Origin of the sequence: Burkholderia perseverans (assembly GCF_022870505.1) — a bacterium.
GTDB lineage: Bacteria > Pseudomonadota > Gammaproteobacteria > Burkholderiales > Burkholderiaceae > Burkholderia > Burkholderia plantarii.
Genome location: NZ_CP045094.1, coordinates 1,666,915 through 1,683,650 on the forward strand (window position 1 = coordinate 1,666,915; position 16,736 = coordinate 1,683,650).

General features: G+C 62.6%; 14 protein-coding genes and 1 pseudogene. 13 read left to right on the plus strand and 2 right to left on the minus strand.

The features are described 5' to 3' along the window. Positions 1 to 48 precede the first annotated feature (48 nt). The 6 genes from BpN12_RS22015 to BpN12_RS22040 all read left to right on the plus strand — a co-directional run bounded on the left by BpN12_RS22015 (position 49) and on the right by BpN12_RS22040 (position 8,407). Positions 49 to 1,329, plus strand: coding sequence for an aminotransferase-like domain-containing protein (locus BpN12_RS22015; protein ID WP_246797570.1), 1,281 nt, complete (start codon positions 49 to 51; stop codon positions 1,327 to 1,329). Positions 1,330 to 1,394: 65 nt separating this feature from the next. Then, positions 1,395 to 1,991, plus strand: a complete 597-nt coding sequence (locus BpN12_RS22020) for an anthranilate synthase component II (protein WP_246797571.1) — start codon at positions 1,395 to 1,397, stop codon at positions 1,989 to 1,991. A 762-nt stretch (positions 1,992 to 2,753) separates the two neighbouring features. Continuing rightward, the gene (locus tag BpN12_RS22025; RefSeq protein WP_246797572.1) at positions 2,754 to 3,794 is read left to right on the plus strand and encodes a hypothetical protein; all 1,041 of its coding nucleotides are present in this window, start codon (positions 2,754 to 2,756) and stop codon (positions 3,792 to 3,794) included. A gap of 578 nt (positions 3,795 to 4,372) precedes the next feature. Then, entirely contained in the window at positions 4,373 to 5,596 is a 1,224-nt protein-coding gene (locus BpN12_RS22030) for a heme-binding protein (RefSeq protein ID WP_246797573.1), read from the plus strand. Positions 5,597 to 6,141: 545 nt separating this feature from the next. Beyond that, positions 6,142 to 7,623, plus strand: a complete 1,482-nt coding sequence (locus tag BpN12_RS22035) for a catalase (RefSeq protein ID WP_246797952.1) — start codon at positions 6,142 to 6,144, stop codon at positions 7,621 to 7,623. A 172-nt stretch (positions 7,624 to 7,795) separates the two neighbouring features. Then, complete coding sequence (locus tag BpN12_RS22040; RefSeq protein ID WP_246797953.1) at positions 7,796 to 8,407, plus strand: ankyrin repeat domain-containing protein; 612 nt, start codon at positions 7,796 to 7,798, stop codon at positions 8,405 to 8,407. Between the two features lie 111 nt (positions 8,408 to 8,518). Here the strand turns inward: BpN12_RS22040 and BpN12_RS22045 are convergent, their stop codons facing one another. Continuing rightward, the gene (locus BpN12_RS22045; protein WP_246797574.1) at positions 8,519 to 8,872 is read right to left on the minus strand and encodes a SymE family type I addiction module toxin; all 354 of its coding nucleotides are present in this window, start codon (positions 8,870 to 8,872) and stop codon (positions 8,519 to 8,521) included. A 722-nt stretch (positions 8,873 to 9,594) separates the two neighbouring features. Here BpN12_RS22045 and BpN12_RS22050 point away from each other — a divergent pair. Both BpN12_RS22050 and BpN12_RS22055 read left to right on the plus strand, forming a co-directional pair. Then, positions 9,595 to 10,728 (plus strand): hypothetical protein, encoded by a 1,134-nt coding sequence (locus tag BpN12_RS22050; protein ID WP_246797575.1) that lies wholly within the window; start codon positions 9,595 to 9,597, stop codon positions 10,726 to 10,728. Between the two features lie 60 nt (positions 10,729 to 10,788). Continuing rightward, positions 10,789 to 11,037, plus strand: a pseudogene (locus BpN12_RS22055) (integrase core domain-containing protein); the annotation flags it as partial. 85 nt (positions 11,038 to 11,122) lie between these two features. Here BpN12_RS22055 and BpN12_RS22060 read toward each other — a convergent pair. Beyond that, positions 11,123 to 12,058, minus strand: a complete 936-nt coding sequence (locus BpN12_RS22060; RefSeq protein ID WP_246797954.1) for a LysR family transcriptional regulator — start codon at positions 12,056 to 12,058, stop codon at positions 11,123 to 11,125. Between the two features lie 144 nt (positions 12,059 to 12,202). On the opposite strand from BpN12_RS22060, the gene BpN12_RS22065 reads away from it, so the two are divergent. From BpN12_RS22065 to BpN12_RS22085, 5 genes are all read left to right on the plus strand, one after another. Continuing rightward, on the plus strand, positions 12,203 to 13,216 hold the full coding sequence (locus BpN12_RS22065; RefSeq protein WP_246797576.1) for a zinc-binding alcohol dehydrogenase family protein: 1,014 nt from the start codon (positions 12,203 to 12,205) through the stop codon (positions 13,214 to 13,216). Positions 13,217 to 13,237: 21 nt separating this feature from the next. Next, positions 13,238 to 13,663: a GlcG/HbpS family heme-binding protein gene (locus tag BpN12_RS22070; protein WP_246797577.1), complete on the plus strand. Its 426-nt coding sequence runs from the start codon at positions 13,238 to 13,240 to the stop codon at positions 13,661 to 13,663. 205 nt (positions 13,664 to 13,868) lie between these two features. Beyond that, positions 13,869 to 15,005, plus strand: a complete 1,137-nt coding sequence (locus BpN12_RS22075) for an L-dopachrome tautomerase-related protein (protein ID WP_246797578.1) — start codon at positions 13,869 to 13,871, stop codon at positions 15,003 to 15,005. A gap of 131 nt (positions 15,006 to 15,136) precedes the next feature. Continuing rightward, a complete protein-coding gene (locus BpN12_RS22080; protein ID WP_246797579.1) occupies positions 15,137 to 15,709 on the plus strand; it encodes a GNAT family N-acetyltransferase in 573 nt (190 codons plus the stop codon). A gap of 294 nt (positions 15,710 to 16,003) precedes the next feature. Further along, entirely contained in the window at positions 16,004 to 16,540 is a 537-nt protein-coding gene (locus tag BpN12_RS22085) for an RNA polymerase sigma factor (RefSeq protein ID WP_246797955.1), read from the plus strand. The last annotated feature ends 196 nt before the right edge of the window (positions 16,541 to 16,736 follow it).

Genomic DNA, 16,736 nt, shown 5'->3' on the forward strand with positions numbered 1-16,736 from the left:
GCGGCCGGGCCGGCCGCCCGACATGACAAGCAACGAGGAGAGGGCGCCTTGACGACGCAAACCACAGCCGCGGCATCGCGGCTTTCCGTGATGAACTTCCTGAACGAGGCGGCCAACGACTACCCGCAGGCGATCTCGTTCGCCTCCGGCCGCCCCGCCGAGCAGTTCTTCTCGCTCGAAGGATGGCTGGCCGCGGTGCCCGACTATCAGGCGCACGCGGCGCGGGCCGCCGGCCAGAGCGTGACGCAGGCCGGCCGCCTGCTGGCGCAGTACGGCCGCACGGCCGGCATCATCAACGCGCTGATGGCCGAGCAGCTCGGCCGCGACGAGGGCGTGGCCTGCGAGGCCGCGCAGGTGGTCGTGACGGCCGGCTGCCAGGAGGCGCTCGCGCTGCTGGTGCCGGCGCTCTGCCGCGCGCCCGGCGACGTGATGCTGGCGCGCAACCCCACCTACATCGGCATCACCGGCGTGGCCGATTTCGCCGGCATCGAGATCCTGCCGATCGAATGCGAGGATGGCGAGACCTGGGAGCAGGCGCTCGCGCGCGTGGCCGCCGGCCTGCGCCGCGAAGGCAAGACCGCACGCGGCTTCTACCTCACGCCCGAGTTCGACAATCCCACCGGCACCGTGCTCGACGAGGCCGAGCGCCGCTCGATCATCGCCGGCTGCCTGGAGCACCGCATCGTCGCGCTCGAGGACAACCCCTACGGCATGTTCCGCTACGACGGCACGCCCACCGCGCCGATGTTCTCGCTCGACCCGGCCGGCTGCGTGATCTATCTGGCCACCTATTCGAAGACGCTGTGCCCGGCCGTGCGCGTGGGCGCGGCGGTGCTGCCGCGGCGCCTGTTCGGCAGCGAGGCCGCCGCCGAGCGGCTGCGCGCCGAGTTGTCCGAGCGCAAGAGCTTCGTGACCGTCAACACCAGCCAGGTCACGCAGGCGCTGGTCGGCGGCGTGCTGCTGCGCGAGGCCGGCAGCCTCGCGCGGCTCGTCGAGGCACCGCGCGCGTTCTATCGCGGCAACCGCGACACGCTGGTGGGCGCGCTCGAACGCGCGTTCGACGGCGGGCGCGGCGCGGTGCGCTGGAACCGGCCCGACGGCGGCTTCTTCCTCGGCGTCACGCTGCCGTTCGAATTCGGCCAGCGCGAGACCGTGGAATGCGCGCGCGATCACGGCGTGATCGTAATGCCGATGACGTTCTTCTCGCTCGACGGCACGCGCCGCGACGAGGTGCGGCTCGCGTTCAGCAACGCCGGCCCCGAGGCGATCGAGGACGGCGTGCGGCGCTTCGCGGGCTACGTCGACGCGAAGCGCGGCGCGGTGGCCTGATCTGATCCACGCGCGCGGCCGGCTGCCGGCCGCGTTTCTCCACCCGTTCACAGGTTCGCGCCACGATGTGCCAAGCCCTGATCATCGATAACTTCGATTCGTTCACGTACAACATCTTCCAGCAGATGGGGCAGGTGTGCGGCGTGGAGCCGACCGTCGTGAAGAACACGACCGCGCTCGACGCCATCGACTTCTCCCGCTACGACTGCATCGTGATCTCGCCTGGCCCCGGCACGCCGGCCGTGGCGAGCGACGTCGGCATCAGCGCCGACGTGATCCGCGATACCGAGCTGCCGCTGCTGGGCGTGTGCCTCGGCCACCAGTGCCTCGGGCACCTGCACGGCATGGAGGTGGGACTCGCGCCCGAGCCGATGCACGGCCGCGTCAACGTGATTCATCACGACGGGCGCGGCGTGTTCCAGGGGCTGCCCGCCGACCTGGCCGTGGTGCGCTACCACTCGCTCGTGGTCCGGCAGGTGCGCGAGCCGTTCGAACTCTGCGCGTGGGGTGACGACGGCGTGATCCACGGCATCCGCCATCGCACGCGGCCGCTGCACGGCGTGCAGTTCCACCCCGAATCGATCAGCACCGAGGCCGGCATCGACCTGTTCCGCAACTTCCGCGACATCGCGCTCGAACACAAGCGACTGCGCGCGGCCTGAGTGCGACGCGCCGGGGGCACCGCCTCGCGGGGCGCTTTCGCACCCGCCTCGATATCCATTCCTCCGGCACCGCCTGCTCCACCGAGATCCGCCGACACGACCGGGACGTGAGGCTGTGCGCGGCATCGCGTTGCGCTCGGGCGAGTAGTCAATCAATCGCGAGCCACGGGTGGGCGCCGGCACCGTCGATTCCGGTGCTGGCGTGCCGTGTTATTTCAAATGGAAAAGCCGACGGATCGTCATTGAAAAAGAGATAACAAAAACACTCGAAACCGTGAGGGTGATCAATATGCGTGCTCGTCCGGGTGCCACAGTTTCTAACTGAAAGCTAACGCCGGCACGAGACGCCGGCACGAGACGCCGGCACGAGACGCCGGCACGAGACGCCGGCACGAGACGCCGGCACGAGACGCCGGCGCCAGCATGAAAAGCTCGAAGGTCTTACGTTTCTCTCGATTCTGTTGCGCCAGCCGTTTCGTCCGGCAAGGCAGGCGAATTGTCCGGTTTGCCTCGCTCCAGTCGTTGCGCATCCTCGTTCGCTACCTGCGGCGTCCTCCAGGCCGGTCGATTTGTCCACGCTCGCCGGCCACCCTCAACCGCGGCTTACGGTCATGCTGCCTGTCATGCACGTTGCATCGCCAGGCTAGCGGCTCCTGCGTATCGAAAGTCAACGCGCGGTCAGGCGCCAGATTGCTCGAGCGGAGTGCGATATTGATATATCCAGTTGGCAGCTTATGTTTCCGGCAGAAATGCCGATTATCGATGCGTGATTTTGGGAGAGGTCTCTTTTTCAGCAAGGAGAAATCCAGCGTGGTTGCAATGGGCTGGATTCTTATCCTGTCTTTTCTGTTTTTTAGCGAATCGGTCATGGGTCAATCGAATGCGACTGCATATCCGTTGATTTACGGTTATCAAAACTGCACTTGGCAAGAAAATGGAGATAATTCCATTACCGTTTCTGTCGATATTCTCTATAAAAAAAGTCCGTTTAATTTCATGGACCATGCAATTATGCTATGGGCGTATGACAGTGACGGGATGCCACATGCGCTCGGCTCCGGTTCGCTTCCAGTGAATGTGCAGGCGGATGGAATAGAGGCCGTAGTGAAGCGGGCGAATCAGTATGGCATTCCCAATATCGATCATGTGATGATCTGGGGGGTAAGCGGGCAATGGAAAAACGCAGCGGCATCTACCATGCACTTGACTGCAACATTCTCAGGGAGTGCCAGGCAAGCGATCAGTGTTCTCGCCGCTGACATGTTTCTTGGTGGCCCTGTAATAGGTTATTGGGGGATGTATGAGGAAATGGGGGCGGCCTATTTATATCCAGGCGCGCAAGGAACAGGGTGTCCGGTGGTCCCACCGGATCATCCGCCAAAACCTCCGAAGCCTTCGATTATGTTGGTCGCGAACGTTCCTGACTGGAATCTGGGTGAACTGCCACCGCAACATGGAGAGAAAAGATTTACGGCGATGGGCGATCAGCTCTGCTTCTGGTATTCTGATCCGGATATTGCCGGCTTCGACATCGTCATCGACGCCGATAGCCAGAATGGCTTGATCGGGGGGCAGTATCAATTAAAAGATCTGGATGATCCGACGCAGGTTGTACCGTATAGTCTGGCGTTGGACAGTGGCTCAAGTACGGTGTTGTTACCGAATGCGGTAAAAGCGGGAATCCGGTTGAATGTAACGAGTCCCACCTGTTTTTCACCGACCTTCAGGACCTTCGTAATGCCTCAGTTGAAGCCTGGTAGCTACAGCGATGTTCTGATCTTCACGGTGGTGACGAAAACCTGATTCGTTGCGATGAGCGGTGGCGAACTGCGAGCGTAGCGAGGGTCAATTAACCAGCATGGTTTTCCCAAGCCCGGGGTCCGGATGCCTGTCGATTGACCAGTTGATCGTCCAGTTGCCACTAGCCAGTCCAAGCAGTAGATCACCAGAACGGATAGGCCAGCCGGCCGAAATCCGGAACTCCGCGATATCGCTCAGCCATGTCTCTTGTGCAACTGCGACCCGAAATCCCGGCAGTAGTAAACAGAAAACCCCGCTAATCAAAATAACCAGGCGACACGAAAATCGCCATCACTGGGGTTTACCATTCATTGCCCGCCTGAATTTATAACCTTACATTCACGCGTGCCGGGCGGAAGGAGGCCGTGCAGCAAGGTTTCCGGCCGCACGTATCGGCACTGTTTCGTTGAAAGAACCAGAAAGGCAGAGACGCGACCAGACCGACTCTTTTCAAGGCGTTGCCGGGGCCAGTCTTTCGATTTCACGCCATCCCGCATTGCTTGAATCAGAGATCCGGCCGGATCGCGATCGCCATGTTTTTCCCACGCTGACATTCCTATATCGCTAAGGGGCCTATTATCATGACCGATCAACCGACCCAACCCGAAGCAGACGACACCCTGATATCGCTGCCGCAGAATTTCCAGTTCGGCCAGGTGCTGCCGGAAGGCGCGGCACTGCTCGGCGCCGAGCCCGAGCCGCCGCTCGGCATCGCGCTGTCGCGCTTCACGGGCACCTTCAGCGGCCCTGGTTTCAACACGATCTTCCGCCCCCGGAGTTCGGTGCCCGACAGCGGCACCGCGTTTCCCAACCCGATCCCGCCTGGCATCCCCGACGACAACGTGCTCGAACTGAACCTGACACAGGAGACGCTGTCGTTCACCAAGGCGCTGGGCAGCGTGCCCAATCGAGGGCTGCGCGCGCAGGCCGATATTTTCCTGAACGGCGTGCCTTACGCGCAGGCCGTCAACGACGTGACCAATAACGACACCGGGCGCGGCGACGGCGCGCCGGTGGGCATCCATTTCGAGCCCGGCCTGTGGATGCGCGTGCCTGCCACCGAGACGCAACCGGTGCTCGGCGCGTCGCTGGCGCGGATGGCCTCGATCCCGCACGGCACCACCATCAACGCGCAGGGGCTCGAGCCCGCGGCCGCCACGAGCGGGCCGCCCGACATCTCGCCGGTGGGCATCACGCCGTTCGTCATCGGCAACCCGGGGGAACGGATCCACTTCGCCAGCCAGATCGCGAGCGACGCGCAGACGCCGCGCATCCCGCAGGACCTGTCGCGCTTCATCGAGGCCGGCACCATCACGCAGGCCGTGCTCGACGATCCCACCCAGGTGCTGCGCGACGTGCTGGCCAGCCAGACCGTGCTCGACACGGTGACGTTCACCGTGACCACCGCGCCGCAACTGCCGGAATTCGGTGGCGGCATCGACAACATCGCGTTCCTGGAAGGCGACGCGAACCGCTCGCAGCCGAACGCCAACAGCGTGCTGATGGCCTCCACGTTCTGGATCGAAACCGTGCAGCACCAGATCGTGGTGCCGCCGTACCAGCCGGGCGAGCCGGCGCTGAAGCTGTCGCCCGCGCCGACGCTGCCCGGCCTGCCGGTGCCCGTGTTCGACGTCACGCCGCCGCGCGAGCTGACCGAGTCCGTCACCCTCACCGTGACTTCCACCCAGATCCAGTATGCGCAGACCGTGCTGCTCGACTTCGCGGGCCTGAGCTGGCCGCACGTGTCGGTCGCCACGCTCGTGCCGGAGGATCTGCAAACGGTGCCGGCGTCGGCCTGGGAGTGAGTCCCGCGCGGTAACGAACGAAGCCAACCGACGGGCCGCCGATCTGGCGGCCCGTTTTTTTTCGCCTCGAACGCCGTGAACCGCCCCGGGCGATGCGGAGGTCGCCCTGGTTCGCGCACGATGCTACTGCCTTCTCATTTCGTTTGCCGAATAATTGGCATTTATTCCGATGTCTGGAATTGACGCATCGCAATAAATACTGATTTCAAAAAGCCCATAGCACATTTCATGAAATGTCACCGGAAAAGTGGCGGAAATATCGGATTGCTGATCGATCAAGGTACCGCTTGGTACGGTGAAAGTCCTTGCTGGTGTTGGGTTTTGTGGCGATGCGAAGCGCCGTATCAGCATGCGAATCCGGCATATGATTGAGAATGGCTATTCGATTCATCGTGAATGCAAATTGGCATTCGACGTCTCGCGTCAATACGATTCCTCCGTCCCGATAACCAACAACCACAGTGGTGTCACTTCCTCACGGAGACGGTATGAAGACGCAAAGAAATCTGTCGCGCTGGGCCATCCCGGCCGCGATCAGCCTGATGATGTCGTCGATGGCGTTCGCGGCCGGCAACCTCACGCGCGACAACGGCTCGCCGGTCGGCGACAACCAGAACTCGCAGACGGCCGGCCCGAGCGGCCCGACGCTATTGCAGGATTCGCACCTGGTGGAGAAGCTGCAGCGCTTCGACCGCGAGCGGATTCCCGAGCGCGTGGTCCACGCGCGCGGCACGGGCGCCTTCGGCGAGTTCGTGGCCGACGCGGACATCTCCGACCTGTCGGTCGCGAAGGTGTTCACGCCGGGCGCGCACACGCCGGTGTTCGTGCGCTTCTCGACCGTGATGGGCTACCGCGGCTCGCCCGAGCAGGCACGCGACCCGCGCGGCTTCGCCACCAAGTTCTACACGAGCGAGGGCAACTGGGACCTGGTGGGTATCAACCTGCCGGTGTTCTTCATTCGCGACGCGATCAAGTTCCCCGACTTCGTCCACGCCAACAAGCCGAGCGCCGTGACCGGCGTGCAGGACGCGAACCTTGCGTTCGACTTCTTCGCGCACGCGCCCGAAGCCACCCACATGCTCACGCGCCTGTACTCCGACGCCGGCATGCCGAACTCGTATCGCAACATGGACGGCTTCGGCGTCCACGCGTTCAAGCTCGTGAACGCGCAGGGCGAGGTGCATTACGTGAAGTTCCACTGGAAGAGCGAGCAGGGCATGCACGGCATCCGCCCGCAGGACATTCCCGCCTCGATCGGCCGCGACTGGAACCTGATGTCGAACGACCTGTATGGCGCGCTGAAGGCCGGCGACGATCCGAAGTGGGATCTCTACATCCAGGTGCTGAAGCCCGAGGATCTCGACAAGTTCGACTACGACGCGCTCGACGACACCAAGGTGTGGAGCGACGTGCCCGAGCGCAAGATCGGCACCATGACGCTGAACCGCGTGCCCGACAACTACTTCGAGAGCACCGAGGAATCGGCGTTCGCGCCGTCGCGGATGGTGCCCGGCATCGAGCCGTCGGAGGACCGCATGCTGCAGGGCCGGATGTTCTCGTATGCCGACACGCAGATGTACCGCCTCGGGCCGAACTTCAACTCGCTGCCGATCAACCGGCCGCGCGTGCCGGTGGTCAACAACAACCAGGACGGCCTGATGAACGCCGGCGACCGCAAGGGCGAGGTGAACTACGAGCCGTCCACGCTCGGCGAGATCCCGCAGGACCCGAAGTACAAGTACGTGCGCACGCCGCTGCATGGCACGACGCAGCAGGAGGCGATCCACAAGACGCTGAATTTCCGCCAGGCCGGGGAGTACTACCGGGCGCTGTCGAAGCAGGACAAGGCGGATCTCGTGACGGCGCTGTCGGCTGACCTGAACCATGTGACGAACGACGACAACAAGATCACGATGCTGTCGTACTTCTACATGGCCGATGCGGATTACGGCAAGCGGCTGGCGGCGGCGACGCATGCGGATCTTTCGCGGGTGCAGGCGAAGGCCGCGACGCTCAGCGATATGTGAGCGTGAGCTTGATGTGGGCCGCTGGGGGCGCTCTTGTGTGAAGGGTGCCTGGCGGCGGCCTGCTTGATGGGTTGTTTGGGGCAGCGGGCGTGTTGCGGCTGTGTTGTGGTTGGTGTGCTCGCGCTTCGCTGCCCTGGATCGATTCTTTCGTCTTTCGATGGAGCGTTATGTCATGCCGTTCCGCAGGTTCCCATCCGCGCTCGTCAAGGCCGTGCTGCCCGCGCTGCTGGTTTCGCTCGGTGCTTGCGCCGCGCCCGAATTGCACAAGCCCGAACCGGGCGCGACCGTGCAGGATGTCCACCACTACGACGACGACTGGTTCGCGGCGGCGCGACTCGGGCGCACGGATATTCTCGACGCGCTGCTGCAGGCGGGGTATCCGGTCGATGCGGTGACCTCGCGTGGATATACGGCGTTGATTCTCACCGCGTATGACGCGCAGCCGGAGGCGATGGGGTTTCTGCTTTCGCATGGGGCGAATGCCTGTGCCGGCGACAAGAACGGGAATACCGCGCTGATGGGGGCGATTTTCAAAGGCGAACTCGATATTGCCCGGCGGTTGATGGAGACCCGGTGCCCGATCGATCAGGTGAATAACGCGGGGGAGACGGCGTTGTCGTTTGCCGCGTTGTTTGGAAGGCTCGATTTGCTGCCCGAACTGGTCAAGCATGGGGCGGACCCGGATCATGCGGACGCGAGAGGGACGACGGCGTTGCGGCTCGCGCAGCAGCAGGGGAATCAGGAGGCGTATCGCGCGTTGTTGACGGTGGGGGCCACGCGGTGATTCTGGCTTGAGGTTGGGCGATTTCGTGGATTGCGCCGAGGGCGCGCGAGGCTCGGGTGGCCGTCGCGCGCTTTTTGTCTTCATGAATTCATTTTGTGAATGCTTGCTGGATCACTCCGCGGGTTCGCTTGCCTTGCGCCGCCCTTGGTAGCGGTGGCGACGCCGCAATCCCGTCAAGGAATCGGTGATCGGGAATCCGTCTCGGCCAAGGTGGTCGCATTCTTCCTCGGGTATCGGTGTCAGGATCAGGCGCCCTGAGGTTACTTCGATTTTCACGCGCTGCGGCGGCTCGAATCCCGCCGCTTCCAGCCACTTTCCGGATATTCTCATCGACGGAAACTTGGTTAATTCAAATTGACGCCGCCCGGTAGGGGACAGGGTGTCGCGGTTGTAACGGAACGACTCCCGAATGGTCACGAAACGAGTGGGGAAAAGATTCGGTGCGTTATGATCTTTGGCAGCCATGGCTAACTCCGGTGTTGAGTTGGTGGTGGTTAGCGGCTCGTATGGTGTTGGCGCACCTGCGAGCCGCGCTTGCTTACGGCGGAGCTCTGGAGGGACGGCGGTTTGGGTTCGCTGTCGGGGAAGGGAGGAGGCCCGCGCGTGTACGCCTGATTACTTTAGCGCCGGTGGACGGGGTGAGGTGATGGTTATGTGCGTTTGGGGGTGACGTTAGCCGTTTGGGTAGGTCAAGGTACAGTCGCCGATCAAGGCAACGATCGAGAGTCGCCGTCGTTTCCGTCGGAAACGGTGACCCTCGAACGAGATTGAGAAGTCAAAGCGTGGCTGGGCGACATCGGCGGATTTCGTCCCCCATACAAACCATCAACGCCACCATCAGAGAGTACCGCCGCAAGACAATCGATTTCGACCAGTGGTAAAACCGCTCGATGCCGTAGTGAGAGTGCGGTGGAAACGATGCTTCGATGATAAATCGACTGATTTTCAGATCGATCCAGTGGTTGGTAAAAATCAACTGCAAATACAATTAAATTTATTCCGATTTATACTGGAAATGCGGTTGACGTTGATTTTGCTGCCGTGTGAATATGAAATCACATCATGCTGCATGGATCGGCTCAGTCGATTTGACGTGAGGATATGTCGGCTCGAACTGCAACATGCTTTTCATCGCCACGAGAGCCCGGCGATTTGCATTATCGCGGGGAGATTGAGAGGAAGCCGCAATGCTCGTTACCTGTCCTGTTTGCAACCTCAAGTATTATCGGTGGATGTATCCCCGCAACTGCCCGGCGTGCGGAGCGCCTACCCCGCGTGATACGCCAGCCCTGCTTCCCGAGCGTGACTGGATCAAGTCGATCGATTATGGACGGCGGGATGTGCATCCTTATCTTAGCGCCGAACGCTTGAATCAATTGCTCGGTGGATTGTATGGCACCTCGCTCAATATCATCCAATACCCGTTCCGATACGTGGCGGCCACCGTGGTGAACCAACGTGCGCTTCAAGACAAGCTGATGTTGCGCGCGTTTGCATCGCTAACTCTTAACGGATTATACAATTCGAAGTTCAGTTTAGACACGCGCTGGACACCGTATTTCGACGGACAAAACCAGCTCGAATTCAAGGCGCATGCGGAGAGTGAATCGGTTCGACACGATGCGAGGCTGGTCATCAACGACCTGCCCTTGGGAAACGTATTCCTGTCAAGCCGGCGAAAGGAGCGCTTCTACGCCAAATATGTGTCGGAGAACTTCGATAAGGCCGTCATCGGGCGCATCGACGTGGAGCTGCAGGGGGACGATTTCGAATTTGGCCAGGATACGGAAACGCTTCAGCCGGCACGCATCGGTGCGAAAGCCGAACTCCAGTTGTCACGCATGCCGGACTGCGTCATCACCGCATCGATTCTGGAAGCACGATTTATCGGAAGCTTCATGAAGGATGCGCCGTGGAAGATGCCTCTGAATATCCTCGATGCGCTGCGCTGCAAACATGACGCGCACCTTAAGATGCAGGTCGACGCAAGCGGTGTCATGGGATTGAATCGTGGCGCGCTGACGCTAGAGATTCCTTTTGGTATTTCGAACAAATTCAATGCCGTCATCGTTGATGAACCCATGCCGCTCGACGAGGATCAGCGAATTCGGGCGAGGATTGAAAACGACCTGACACTGACTCATATCGGAAAATGGGAGCTTCCCGCGTGGGGCATATTCAATTACAACAAAAGAATGCTCGTCACGATGGATCGCGCCGGCAAGCCGAGCGTTCGCGAATTGCCGGCGCCACCGCCGGCTATCGGTGGCGGCGATGGCGGCATGGATTCGTTCGACGTCATGAATCTCATCGGGGAGTGATTCGGTGCTAAGGCTTCTGCCGGGAGGGCAAGACCGGCGAGCCTGTCACATTTTTGTGGGCAAAGCTTCAACGGCAAGCTCAGGGACGAATGCCTGAGCCTGGAATGGTTTCGAGCGCGTATTGAGGCCAGGGTCGTCATCGAGCAATGACGGCGTCATTGCAATGCCATTCGACCGCATTCGAGCCTGGCCTGCCTGACGCCGAACGACTTCAAGCAGCGATGTTGTTCGACTGAAGCAAGCCAGGCCGTTTTCCTAGATTGGAACTGTCCGAAGGAATCAGGCCGGTCAGGGTGTCCAAGGGAGTAGGCGTCCTGTCCTAACCGATGACGCGCGTGGCTTGTATGGCCATCGCGCGTTTCCATCTTCATCGCATGTCCAGCGCCACTCCTCGTCACGACGCCTCCGAAAAAATCCCCGCAGGCGGACAACCAGCCAACGATTCACCACAACGCCGCTCCAAAAACCCATGCAGTTCACTAATCACCGGCGTCACCTGCGAGCGATGCGCACAGACCAAATGCAAAGGCGCCGGCTCACAGTACTCCGGCGGAAACAACTCCACCAACCTCCCGGCCTTCAAATCCTCGACAAGATCCAGCCGTGACTTATAAACCAACCCCTCACCCGCAACAGCCCACCGCCGAACCGCATCCGCATCATCGCTAACGCGATTCCCCGTAACCGCCACCGTGCGATCGCCGCCAGGCAGCGTAAACCGCCATCGCTCATGCAACTGTTCGCTCCACACATACCGCAGGCAGTTATGCCGCCGCAAATCCTCGACCTTGGCCGGCACCCCATACCGCTGAAGATAAGACGGCGCGGCGCATAAAGCCCGCCGGTTATCACCTGCCAGCTTCAACGCCAGAAGCGACGAGTCAGGCAACGCACCGTAACGCACCACCGCATCCAGCGGCTGCCGAATCAAATCCGCCGCCCGGTCGCTGATCTTCAAATGCAGCGACACCCCCGGATGCAGACGCTGAAACTCATCCAGCCAAGGCAACAACAAATTCCGCCCGAAATCGGAAGGCGCCGACAGCCGCAGCGGCCCGGAAAGCGCACGCTGTCCCTCCGCCAGATCCCGCTCGCCTTGCTCGTGCTCGCTCACCATCACCCGCGCATGCGGCAGGTAGCGTTCTCCCGCCTCGGACAATTGCATGCTGCGCGTGGAGCGCGTGAACAACCGCGTATCCAGCGCCTTTTCCAGCCGATGCACCGAAGCGCTCGCGTGACCGGGCGCGATATTCATCTGGCGCGCGGCTTCCGAGAAACTGCCGGCGTCGGCGGTTCGTACAAAAATCTGGACGTCGTCGATCCGGATAATTTTCATTGAACTCACGAAAGTGTTTCGGTTTCAGCCGGATTTATCTGCAATTTCAAGAAAGATAGCATGAAGCCCTTATGTCCCGGAAAGCCAGTGGCGTTCCGGGTTCCGGTCAATCTCCGATCTCCAGGGGGCGCTTTCCTCATGCATGCAGTTGGCTTCCATCAGAACCATCCCGTCACTCATCCCCAGGCCTTGCAGGACATCGAACTGCCGGTGCCCGAGCTGCGCGATCACGACCTGCTGGTCGAAGTCAAAGCGGTGTCGGTCAATCCGGTCGACACGAAGATCCGGCGCGGTGGCGATGTGCCGGCGGGTGGCGCGCGCATCGCCGGTTGGGATGCGGCGGGCATCGTCCGCGCGGTGGGGCCGCTGGCCACGCGCTTCAAGCCCGGTGACCGCGTGTGGTACGCGGGTGACATCACGCGTCCGGGCAGCAACAGCGAACTGCAGGCGGTGGACGAGCGCATCGTCGGGCCAATGCCGACGTCGCTCGATTTCGCGGAAGCGGCATCGCTGCCGCTCACGGCCATCACCGCGTGGGAGCTGCTGTTCGACCGGCTGCAGGTCCAGTCCGCGGACCCGACGGAGCGCACTGTGCTGCTGGTCGTGGGCGCGGCGGGGGGCGTCGGCTCGATCCTCACGCAGCTGGCCCGCGCGCTGACGGGCATGACCATCGTCGGCACGGCCTCGCGCACGGAAACCCGCGAGTGGGTGCTGAAGCAGGGCGCGCATCACGTCATCGATCATCGCCAGCCTTGGGCGCCGCAACTGGCGGCACTCGGCATCGAGCACGTTACCCATGTGGCGGGGTTGAACCAGAGCGCGGCCCACGTGCCGCAAATCGCGGCCGTGCTGCGCCCGGAAGGCCAGTTCGCGCTGATTGACGACCCGGTGAACCTGGACATCGGGCCGTTCAAGGGCAAATCCATTTCGATCCACTGGGAACTGATGTTCACCCGCGCGATGTTCACCACCGGCAGCATCGCCCGCCAGCACGCCTTGCTGCGCCGCGTGGCGCAACTGGTCGATCGCGGCGACCTCAAGCACACCCTGACCCAGCGTATCGACGGCATCAATGCCGCGAGCCTGATTCAAGCCCACGCGCTGGTGGAGGCGGGCGACATGATCGGCAAGGTCGTTGTCGCCAATTCCTGAACTAAAAACATAGGACCACTTATGACCTCATCGATCATCAGCACGGCCACGATCAGCCTGGAAGCCGCGCAAGCCTTGCTGTCGGAAGCGCGCCGCGCCTGCGCGACGCGCGGCTTTGCCGCCACCATCGCCATCACCGATGCGGGTGGCCACCTGCGGGCGTTCGAGCGCGCGGATTCGGCGCCGTTCCTCACCGTCGGCGTCGCTACCGACAAAGCATGGACCGCCGTTTCGTTCGGCATGTCGACGCATCGCTGGAACCAGTACATGGCCGAACCCATGGTGGCCCCGCTGGCACACCATCCGCGCATGACGCCGGTGGGCGGCGGCGTCCCCATCTTCCATGAAGGGCAACTGGTGGGCGGCATCGGCATCTCGGGCGGTACCTCGATCCAGGACCACGAGGCCGCCGAGGAAGCGCTGCGCAACGCGGGCTTCCTGCAGTAACGCGAGCGGCTCCACTGTCGATGCGCTCGAGCATCGGCGCACGGCGGCGCATGCCGCCGATTCCCATCCGGCGATTCTTTTTCGGCCTTTCCACGAAGGCGAATGATCGCCACGCAGCGGCATCGAGCGAGATCCGGGTGCAGGAGCGGGCCGCGCCCCGGCACGTCCGGATCTCGCGCCGCCCACACCTGTCGCTGGAGAAAACGTGTTTCCTTCCCGCAGAAAACAATCCCTCGCAAGCCTGCTTGCCCTGACGCTCTTCGCCGCTTTGTCCGGCACGCCGGCGGTCACGCAAGCGCGCGACCCTGCTCGACAGCGCCCGACGCTGATGGTGGCGCGGCAGAACACGCAGATGCCCTGGAACGCGGTCGCCGTCGATGCGGCGGGGCGCGTCATCGTCAGTGCGCCGCGCTGGACCGGCAACACCGGCCCGGCCGTCGCCGTGGCCGGGAAGGACGGCTCGCTCACGCCTTATCCCGATCGCGCCTGGAACGGATGGACGCCCGGCGGTGATGCATCGCATGCGTTCGTAAGCGTCAATGCGATCCACGAGGACGCGGGTGGCGACCTGTGGCTCGTCGATACCGGGGCGCCGGCGTTCGGTGGCGCAACGATCCCCGGCGGCGCCAAGATCGTTCGCATCGATCCGCGTACCGACGCGGTGGTCCGCATCTATGTCCTGCCGGCCGCCGCGATTCAGGCGCATACCTACGTTGACGACATCCGGATCCACGGCCGCCATGCCTATCTGACCGACGCGGGCGAGGGAGCGATCCTCGTGCTGAACCTCGATGACGGCAGCGTGCGACGCCGGTTCGACGGCATGCCGTTTGTTCGTGCCAGGCCGAACGACCGGATCGTCGTCAACGGCAAGGTGCTGACCGCCGGGGATGGGCAGCCGCTCAAGGTCAACGCGGATCCGCTTGAAGTCAGTCCCGATGGCCGGTATTTCTATTTCGGCCCGCTCTCCGGCCCGCTCTCGCGAATCGAAACGCGCTTGCTCGATGACGACTCGATGAGCGACGCCGATCTGGCGCGACAGGTCACGGTCTGGTTCGAGAATCCACCCGTCGGCGGGACCGCGATGGGCGCCGACGGCAGCCTCTATTACACGCCGCTGGCCGACAACACATTGATGCGACGCGCCCCGGACGGAACGCTCTCGACGATCGTGCGAGATCGCAGGCTGCGCTGGGTCGATGCGCCGTTCCTCGACGGCCGGGGCAACATCCTGCTGCCGGTTCCGCAAATCGACGGCGCGCCCGCGTTCAACCACGGGCACTCCACCATCCATCTTCCCATCCAGTTGTATCGCGTCAGGCTGCCGGGAAACCTGCGTTGAGGTGCGGGTGTCCCGGCGCTTCCCTATCGGTCAAATGACCGATGTTGGGTTTTCGTTTGGACTGTAAGCTGTTAACAAGCTGATGGATGCCAGTGCCGGCGTGGCCAAATCCTTTCCCTTGGCCATCGTCGGTGCGTGCCATCGGCTGCGGCGCGATTGAGTTGAGCGCCGCTTTTGACAAGGAAACCATGACATTGGATCTTCGAATTGCCTCTGATGCCGACTCGGCGGACGTTGCCGATCTCGTGAATCGAGCGTATCGCCCCGACGGGAAAAGCGGCGGCTGGACCCACGAGTCCAACATGCTTGCCGGCCCGCGAGTTTCCGCGCAGCAGGTCGGCGCCTTGTTCGGCGAGAAATCCGCTGTCCTGCTGTTGTGCGACGGTGCCAGGCTGGTGGCCTGCGTTCACGTGCAGGGCAGTGAGGCGGGTGCCTATATCGGCATGCTGGCCACCGATCCCGCCCGGCAGGCGAGTGGCGTCGGCAAGCAGATGCTCGATCACGCGGAGCAGTATGCGAGGCAGCATTTCGGTGCGGCCCGTTTCGACATCTCGGTGCTGTCGGGGCGCCCGGAGTTGCTGGCGTTTTACGAGCGCCGCGGCTATGGGCTGACCGGCGAGGTGGAGGATTTTCCGCTTGCCGCCGGTGTCGGCGAGCCGAAGGTCGACAACATTCAGATCCTCTCGCTCGTCAAGCAAGCCTGATGATGGGTCGCTCTCGCGCGGGTTGGCAAGGCTATTCCGGCGGAGCAATGTCGAAGTGATCCGCCGCCACCGGCGCGTCGCGGTTGAGCATCAGTCCGAGGCGATCCGGGCAAGCTGATTGGCGGGTGACATCACGAATGGTGGTTGAAAAGGTAGCGGGTTGCGCCGGCAGTCGGACTGGATGGGCGATTCTATAAATCTGGACACGGATTGATGCATTCATCTCGATCGAATCAATCATCTCGGAAGGCCCGGTTTGCGGACGGCGCCACCACGTCGGCCGCGAACCTCGAGATGCTGGCTGGCTTGCTGCCGGGCATGTTGCCCCGGCTCTGGGTGTTCTCCCTGCGCCTGTGTGGAAACCGGCACGATGCCGAGCACATGCTCGAGCGCGCTTGCGCGCAAGGTCTGGCGCGCGCGCATCAGTGGCGCCCGGGCATGTCGTCGCTGATCTGGATGTTTTCGACCCTGCACGGCATCTGGGCCAATGAACGCGACGCGGGCAGCGTGCGCAGCCGCTTCAGCGCGAGACAGGACCGGGACCGGGATTGCATGGAGGCCGGGCTGGAACCGAGCGCCGGCAATCCGGAGGCGGCCACGATGAACGACCGGATCGTGGCCGCCGTCGAGCGTTTGCCCGAAGCGCAACGCGTCGTGATGCTGCTGATAGTGATCGAAGGGCTTCGTTACGGCGAGGCGGCTGAGGTGCTCGGCGTGCCGGTCGACACCGTCATGAACCGCTTATCGCATGCGCGCCGGGCTATCGGTGCGGAGTGGGGCGTGGGTGACGTGCCGGCGCCTTCCACGATCTATCAGCAAGCCGGCCGATGAAATCGGCCAGTCGCGCAAACGTTTGGCTGGCGTGTTCGTTACGGTGTGGCAACCGCATGGCCGGCTCTCTCTCCCGAACCGTCGGATAAATCTCCATCCCGTCCCGACGCCATTGCCCCTGATCTAAAATTTAGATCATGATAATTTGGCGAGGCTTCCTCCCGCATCGGGCGATGCCTAGCATCGTCGTCACGCT

What these genes read in the sequence shown, in the direction of transcription:
- BpN12_RS22020 (WP_246797571.1), top strand. Translation starts at nt 1,395, where the DNA reads ATGTGCCAAGCCCTGATCATCGATAACTTCGATTCGTTCACGTACAAC.
- BpN12_RS22025 (WP_246797572.1), top strand. Translation starts at nt 2,754, where the DNA reads ATGCGTGATTTTGGGAGAGGTCTCTTTTTCAGCAAGGAGAAATCCAGC.
- BpN12_RS22030 (WP_246797573.1), top strand. Translation starts at nt 4,373, where the DNA reads ATGACCGATCAACCGACCCAACCCGAAGCAGACGACACCCTGATATCG.
- BpN12_RS22035 (WP_246797952.1), top strand. Translation starts at nt 6,142, where the DNA reads ATGTCGTCGATGGCGTTCGCGGCCGGCAACCTCACGCGCGACAACGGC.
- BpN12_RS22040 (WP_246797953.1), top strand. Translation starts at nt 7,796, where the DNA reads ATGCCGTTCCGCAGGTTCCCATCCGCGCTCGTCAAGGCCGTGCTGCCC.
- BpN12_RS22045 (WP_246797574.1), bottom strand. Translation starts at nt 8,872, where the DNA reads ATGGCTGCCAAAGATCATAACGCACCGAATCTTTTCCCCACTCGTTTC.
- BpN12_RS22050 (WP_246797575.1), top strand. Translation starts at nt 9,595, where the DNA reads ATGCTCGTTACCTGTCCTGTTTGCAACCTCAAGTATTATCGGTGGATG.
- BpN12_RS22065 (WP_246797576.1), top strand. Translation starts at nt 12,203, where the DNA reads ATGCATGCAGTTGGCTTCCATCAGAACCATCCCGTCACTCATCCCCAG.
- BpN12_RS22070 (WP_246797577.1), top strand. Translation starts at nt 13,238, where the DNA reads ATGACCTCATCGATCATCAGCACGGCCACGATCAGCCTGGAAGCCGCG.
- BpN12_RS22085 (WP_246797955.1), top strand. Translation starts at nt 16,004, where the DNA reads ATGCTGGCTGGCTTGCTGCCGGGCATGTTGCCCCGGCTCTGGGTGTTC.